This is a genomic window from Thioalkalivibrio sp. ALgr3 (assembly GCF_000377325.1).
In the GTDB taxonomy this organism is placed as follows: Bacteria; Pseudomonadota; Gammaproteobacteria; order Ectothiorhodospirales; family Ectothiorhodospiraceae; genus Thioalkalivibrio.
In genome coordinates, this window is the sequence record NZ_KB898008.1 from 1 (window position 1) to 6,000 (window position 6,000).

General features: G+C 63.0%; 5 protein-coding genes. All 5 read right to left on the reverse strand.

The window, feature by feature from the left end; translation table 11 throughout:
- Nucleotides 1-67: 67 nt before the first annotated feature.
- A complete protein-coding gene (locus C998_RS0113485) occupies nucleotides 68-1,534 on the reverse strand; it encodes a conjugal transfer protein TraH (protein WP_231365010.1) in 1,467 nt (488 codons plus the stop codon).
- Between the two features lie 2 nt (nucleotides 1,535-1,536).
- Nucleotides 1,537-2,316: a conjugal transfer protein TraF gene (locus tag C998_RS0113490; protein WP_018871406.1), complete on the reverse strand. Its 780-nt coding sequence runs from the start codon at nucleotides 2,314-2,316 to the stop codon at nucleotides 1,537-1,539.
- A gap of 75 nt (nucleotides 2,317-2,391) precedes the next feature.
- The gene (locus C998_RS0113495) at nucleotides 2,392-2,973 is read right to left on the reverse strand and encodes a S26 family signal peptidase (protein WP_018871407.1); all 582 of its coding nucleotides are present in this window, start codon (nucleotides 2,971-2,973) and stop codon (nucleotides 2,392-2,394) included.
- 7 nt (nucleotides 2,974-2,980) lie between these two features.
- Nucleotides 2,981-3,460 carry a hypothetical protein gene (locus C998_RS0113500; protein WP_018871408.1) on the reverse strand — a complete coding sequence of 160 codons (480 nt, stop codon included), beginning with the start codon at nucleotides 3,458-3,460 and terminating at the stop codon, nucleotides 2,981-2,983.
- Between the two features lie 4 nt (nucleotides 3,461-3,464).
- Complete coding sequence (traC, locus tag C998_RS0113505) at nucleotides 3,465-5,918, reverse strand: type IV secretion system protein TraC (protein ID WP_018871409.1); 2,454 nt, start codon at nucleotides 5,916-5,918, stop codon at nucleotides 3,465-3,467.
- Nucleotides 5,919-6,000 lie beyond the last annotated feature (82 nt).

Sequence of the window (6,000 nt, forward strand, 5' to 3'; positions counted from 1 at the left end):
GAGGGTCTGCTGGACGTAGGAGCCCGAGCCGTAGGTGATGATTTCAAGCGCCATTGCAGTCCCCTACTTACCGGGCCAACGTCTGAGCGAAATTGATCCGCTGAGCCATGTTCGGGCTCATTCGCGTTGCCATGATCGACTTGAGGTTCCGCTGCATTTCGATGAACTCGTGCATCCCCCCTTGATTGCGCATTTCCGTCTGGAACTCACGCTGAGCCTGATCGACCAGGGCTCGCGCGTTGTCCGCGATCTGCTGCGCCTGAAGCGTTCCGGCTTCCCCACCGGGCATGTTCGCCGTCGAGAGCAGCGCGGTTTGCAGCGGGGGAACGATGCGCTCCAGCCAGCGGAACATCAGCTCTTTCACGAGGAGATCGGTGTACTTCTCGCGAGTGAGGCCCGGATAGCCCGCATCCGTCTCCGCCTGGATCATCTGGAAGATCGGAAGCCGCGAGAGCGCCAGAACGAGCGTCGCATCATCGGAGAAGCCCGCGTGCCCCGCGTCGGGAGGCTGCTGCACGGCCTCCATGATCTCTTCCACGGCGGCTTCGACCCGAGTGCGAAAGACATTGGCATCCTGAGCCGCAACATGGCGCTCAGAGGTTTCGAGACAGCCCCGCTCCGGGTCGTTGCATTGCAGGAGCGTGACCTGCCCGGCCGCCGTGTCTGCCCCCGCCTCCGTCAGCTCGCTCCAGGTAACGGTCGGCGTGATCGGCTGGTTCTGGAGAGAGCTGACGCCCGGCCCCGTGGCACCCTCCGGCCACACCACCGTTCCGACCAGCGACATCACCAGTTCCAGAATCTCGTCGTCGGAGACTCGGGCGTTCTTGAGCGCCTGCCAGACGATGTTGCCGCGAAGGGCCTGCTTCACGGCATCACCATCATCCTGCGGCTGGCCGTCATCGCTCAGCGGGTTCATCAGGCTCCAATCCCACTGCTTCTCGGACCCGCACTCGAAGCGCGAAGCGAACTCATCCGAGGCCATCGACTCCCCGGACTGGAAGCGCTGGCACACGCTGTCCTGCATCCCCATCGCGCCCAGGGCGCCCCGGTTAATGTCCACGGCCGTCTGGCACGAATCCATGTTGAACTGGTTGGCCTTGTTGGCCCAGTCCTGCATCTGCTTCATCAAGGCGCCGAGCTGCGGCGAAAGGGAATCCAGCGCGAGGTAGAAGGCGGTCGAGACGGCCTGCGAGCCGACCTGCCGGGCCATCTGCACGATCTGGTCCATGTTGATGAACGAGAACCCGCCCAGGAAGGCGTCAATGCCGCCACAGCCGAACTCAGCACGCGGGGCCTGAATCTGGATGGGCTGGTAGTACCGGGTGCCGGTGCGGGCGGTGAGCTGGCCGAAATTGACGAACCCAGCCGACTCCGACTGATAGAAGCCGGGGTCATTCACCGTATAGGAGTCAAGAAACTGATCCATGGCGCCATCCAGCGCCGCCGCATTCGAGAACCCGGCTACGCCGGTTGCCAGAATCACGGCCCCGGCCAGCGGCTTCAGCTTCGCCATCACACCTTTCTTCGTTTCCATGCTCAGAACTCTCCGATTTCGAGCGACACGACCCGACGCAGGCGCTTACCCAGCTCCGCGTCGTCGATGACCCCATACCCCAGGGAATCCACCTCGCCGGTGGAGGGGTTCAGGAGAAAGAGCCCCGGCGCCTCCCGGACGCCGAAGGCTTCCGCGAGGCCCGCGTCTTCACGGGCCTCCGGGAAGTATTCGTTGGTGGTTCCATCGAGCGTGATGGCCCGGACGGTCAGATCGTTTTCGCGGGCGAAGCGCTCGACATGCCGGGACTGCACCTCGCAGTACGGGCAGTCATCGGCGTTCATGTAGAAGAAAACCAGCCCCCTCTCGTCGCGAACGTGGTCTACCGCCTGGGCGATCTCCCGATCTTCGATCCGGCGCTGCTCCCGGACACCGGACTGCACCACCGGACGCTCCGTGGTGTAGTCGAGGTCCGGCCGATCCCACAGGGTTCGGCGCCAGGTGTCCGCAAACACCATCGAGCGGTTCATCATCGCGTCCTGCATTTCGAGGTAGGCCGCGATGTTCTCCTGCGTCGGCTCCAGAATCGCGAGCGCCTTGGCTTCCTCGATCTCCTCCTGAAGCGCCTCAAGACGCTCGCGCGCCGACAGCTCGGGATCGACCGGGAGGATTTCCGGTTCCGGCTCGGGCTCGGGCTCGGGTTCCGGTTCGGGCTGCGGCGGTTCCTCGTACCAGAACCAGCCGCGCTCGCGGTCGCCATAGAACCCCGAACCGATCCCCGGATTCGCGTGCGCAACGCCGATACTTGCCGCCACTCCGGCCATCAGCAGACCACGCGCCCAAGACTTGCAAGTGTTTCTCATGGTCAATCCGTTCAGGAGAATAGCATTGTAATTCTATCAGAATTGAAAGCGGACTGTGCCGATCAGGCGAGAATAATCGACAAGCCCGACATCCGCATAACGCGAGTCGTAGGAGTCCTCGTGCGACCCCATAACAAACACCTTCCCATTGGGAATGACGCCCTCCTCCGCGACATCCAGCGGAATGCCCATTCGCGACTCCGGTTTCGCTGTAGCAACCGGCTGACCGTCGATATGAACGATGCGCCCCTCATCCACGGTCACCTTCTGACCAGCCACACCCCGGACCTCTTTCACGAACACGGTCTCCGGCCGGTAATGGTCGCGGGCACCCTCTCCCACAAAGAAGGCAATCCGGTCCCCGAAGCCCAGATCCTCGATGATCGAGCGCATGGCCGGATCACCCTGGTCCTCGACTCGCTCGACCCAGAAGACCCGCTCGGGCAGGCTCTCGGTGAGATTGAGCGCGAACATGTAGCGGTCGGAGATCGCGCCCACAAGCGCATGGACCGGCCACGCCAGAAGCACGGCCGTAACCAGCGCCGCCCGGAGCACACGCACCCGCATGGGCACGTCCGGGCGACCTTCAGCCATCGTTGCAACGTCGTTACCCATCATGGCCGGTTCAGAAGGCAGGGGCCGTCTGCTGCGGCTCCAGGATGGCCCGCAGCTCGTCGGTGTAGTCTTCCAGGCCCGCGTCCACCGCGACCGCCTGGGACTGGACCAGCACAAGGTCAGGATTGCGCTCAGCCAGAATCAACAGGGCCTGATCGACACGCTCCGCAAAGGCCGTCGCGCGCTCCATCGCCTCCATCTGCGCCTCCTCGTCGCCTTCAATCGCCTGATCCAGCGCGTTTCGCTGGTACTCTTCCATCAACCCCGTGACATTCACCACGCCGATCTGCTGACCGCCGGAGAAGACACCATCCGGCACCGCATAGCGCGCGCCCAGCATCAGCAGCACCACAGCCAGCGCGAAATACACCCCGAACAGAATGAACTGCATCGTGCGCTGCTTGCCCACGAGGGCCGCATCCTGGCCCTGACCACCGGACACGCCCCCCGAAGCGGCGCTGACGTTCTCGTTAGGATTCTCGTTGCTCATTCGGTTACTCCTTCTTGCCCTTGCGCTGCTGGATCACGACCTCGATGGCATCGGCCAGGCTGACCCCGCTCTCCTGAAGCTGGTTGATGGCGGCCACTTCATCGGCCTTGGTTGAATACATGAACTCGCTGAACGGGTCCGGGATCAGGCGGCCGATGCCAGACCCCAGCGGGCTCTTCACGAAAATCTCGGAATACTGGCCCTGCTGGGTCTTCACGGAGCGAAGAAGGCGCTCGGTGTACCCCTCCACCTTGAACCGGCCGGAGTTCTTCAGGTCGTCAATGGATTCCTCCTTCTGGCGAAGCAGGAACATCCAGTCGGCGTTCTCCCATGCCGCACGGGAGGCGTCGTTCTTGAAGTAGTCGTTGACGCCCTGGGTCGCGGTCATAAAGCTCCCGCCGTACTTGCGCGCCCGGCGGTAGCCCGTTTCGATGAAGTCGGCCGCTTTGCCACCACTCATCAGATCCCACGCCTCGTCGATGATGCAGATTTTCGGCTGCTGCCGATTTCCCGACTGGTGCGAGAGGTACATGGCCTCCTGAATCTGGAGCATGATGATGAGCAGGATCACCGCCTGAAGGTCTTTCCGCCCCTTCAGCTCCTCAAGCTCCAGAACAACCAGATTCGATTTGAAGTTCAGGTTGGCCGGACCCTCGAAGTAGTCGGCATACATGCCGCCCTTCGTGTAGGGAAAGAGCATGTCCCCGAGGTCGTGCGCGCGGGCGTCCGGATTCTCGTGGATCAGGTGGTGCGCCACGTCCGTCAACGTGGCCCGGTTCCCCTTGTGCTCCCACGCATAGTTGATCGCCTGCTCGACCCACGAGCCTTCCAGATCGGTGAGTTCCCGTTGGGAGGAGATCGCCTGGCTCACGATGTCTTTCAGCAGCCGGATGCGGTCCTTGTCCAGCGTCTCGATGAACGTGAACGGGTTGACGTTGATATTGGACTGCTCGCTAAACTCGATGAACTGGCCGCCCAGCAGCTCACACGTCCGCTGGTACGAACGGCCCACGTCGATGATCCAGACCCGGCCGCCGGTCCCGACATAGGCAGTCGCCATTTCGTTGAGGAAGAAGCTCTTGCCCGAGCCGGAGGAGGCAACGATGGCCGCGTTCATGTTGCCCGCCTGGGAAACGTCGAACACGTCGAACGACAGCGGTTGTCCGCGACGCCCCATCAGCATCATCCGAGGCGTCCCGGTGCCCCTCCACTCAGCCATCAGCGGCATCATGTTCGCCGCGTTCCACTCGGTCATTTTCCGAGTGCGCTTCATCGCGTCGAAGTCGGCGGCCATCTGCGCGTCATACCCGAAGGGAAGGGACGCGAGCAGGCCCTGCACCTGGAGGAAGCTGTCACGGCTCAGGGTCCACCCCTTCGAGCGCCACATCGACAGCAGCTTGTTCTCGGCGGCGTTCGCCGTCTGCGGACGCGAGAGCATGATGACCGAGTGAGAGACCTCGACCAGATCGACGCCTTTCTCCACGGCATCGGAGATATACTTCCACTCCTCGGCCTTTGCGCCCATATCCGGCATGATCCGGGCCATCTGCGAATCGGCCGACTGAACCGCGCGCGCAGTCTTGATCTGCACCTTCCCGCGCAGCGCCTCGCGATCCGGAATCCGGATGTTGCAACACAGGAGGAACGGGGCCGGAACCTGCATGGTTTCCTGAAACTCGTCACCGATCAGCCCCGTCATGTACGGCAGGAGCATTTCCTGGGGATACCCCTGAACGGTGTACGAGCGAACGGCGGTGTCGTTGATCGTCATTCCCTGCGCACCCACCCGGAATACGGTGTCACGGTCGATCACCTGGTCCCGGATCAGGGCACCCTCATCGTAAGGCCGGGGCTCGCGCACATGCTCCTCGGCATCCGGGTTCAGGATCTCATGGAGAAGGGAAATCAGGTCGCGCGGCTTGAGCTGACGGGACTGAATCCCCGCCGTGCGAAGCGTCCCCTCAAAGCCGTCGCGGGCACTGATAGCGTGCTTGATCTCCGTCTCGCTCGGGTCGTTCCCCGGCAGGCTCACGGTGATGAACAGGCGGAAGTTGCGCAGACGGTATTCCTGACCCTCGAACAGCGAGTCCCACCGGCCTTGCAGCAGGTAGTCGATCCGGCGGCGAGCCATCCGGCGATACACGTTCGTTGAGCGCGGGGGGTGCCCGAGGCGATCCAGCTCCTCCTGGCTGTACTCCTGATCCGGCAGCCGCATGGATGCCCAGCTCCGCATGTCCGGCAGCACCTGCGGGGACGCATAAAGCAACGTCTGGATGGTCGATCCCGTGGGGAGCGATTGCTTGAACAGTCCCAGCAGCACCCGAACGGTCTCCTCCGAGGCCCCGACCAGCGGGGGGCACTCGAAGGCGAAACCGTGGCTCGCTGCGTTGAAGAACAGCCCCGTTTCCTCGTCAAAGGACTCGTAGTTCAGCAGGTCGGAGAAACGGTGATGCTCCATGCACTGAGCCATCCGGGACAGGGTGGGGGGCAGGGCTCCCTCCATCACCTCGTCGTCCGGGGTGTCCTGAAGACTCGACCCC

Coding starts and splice junctions, on each gene's coding strand:
- traC (WP_018871409.1), bottom strand. CDS start 5,918: ATGGAGCATCACCGTTTCTCCGACCTGCTGAACTACGAGTCCTTTGAC.
- C998_RS0113500 (WP_018871408.1), bottom strand. CDS start 3,460: ATGAGCAACGAGAATCCTAACGAGAACGTCAGCGCCGCTTCGGGGGGC.
- C998_RS0113495 (WP_018871407.1), bottom strand. CDS start 2,973: ATGATGGGTAACGACGTTGCAACGATGGCTGAAGGTCGCCCGGACGTG.
- C998_RS0113485 (WP_231365010.1), bottom strand. CDS start 1,534: ATGGAAACGAAGAAAGGTGTGATGGCGAAGCTGAAGCCGCTGGCCGGG.
- C998_RS0113490 (WP_018871406.1), bottom strand. CDS start 2,316: ATGGCCGGAGTGGCGGCAAGTATCGGCGTTGCGCACGCGAATCCGGGG.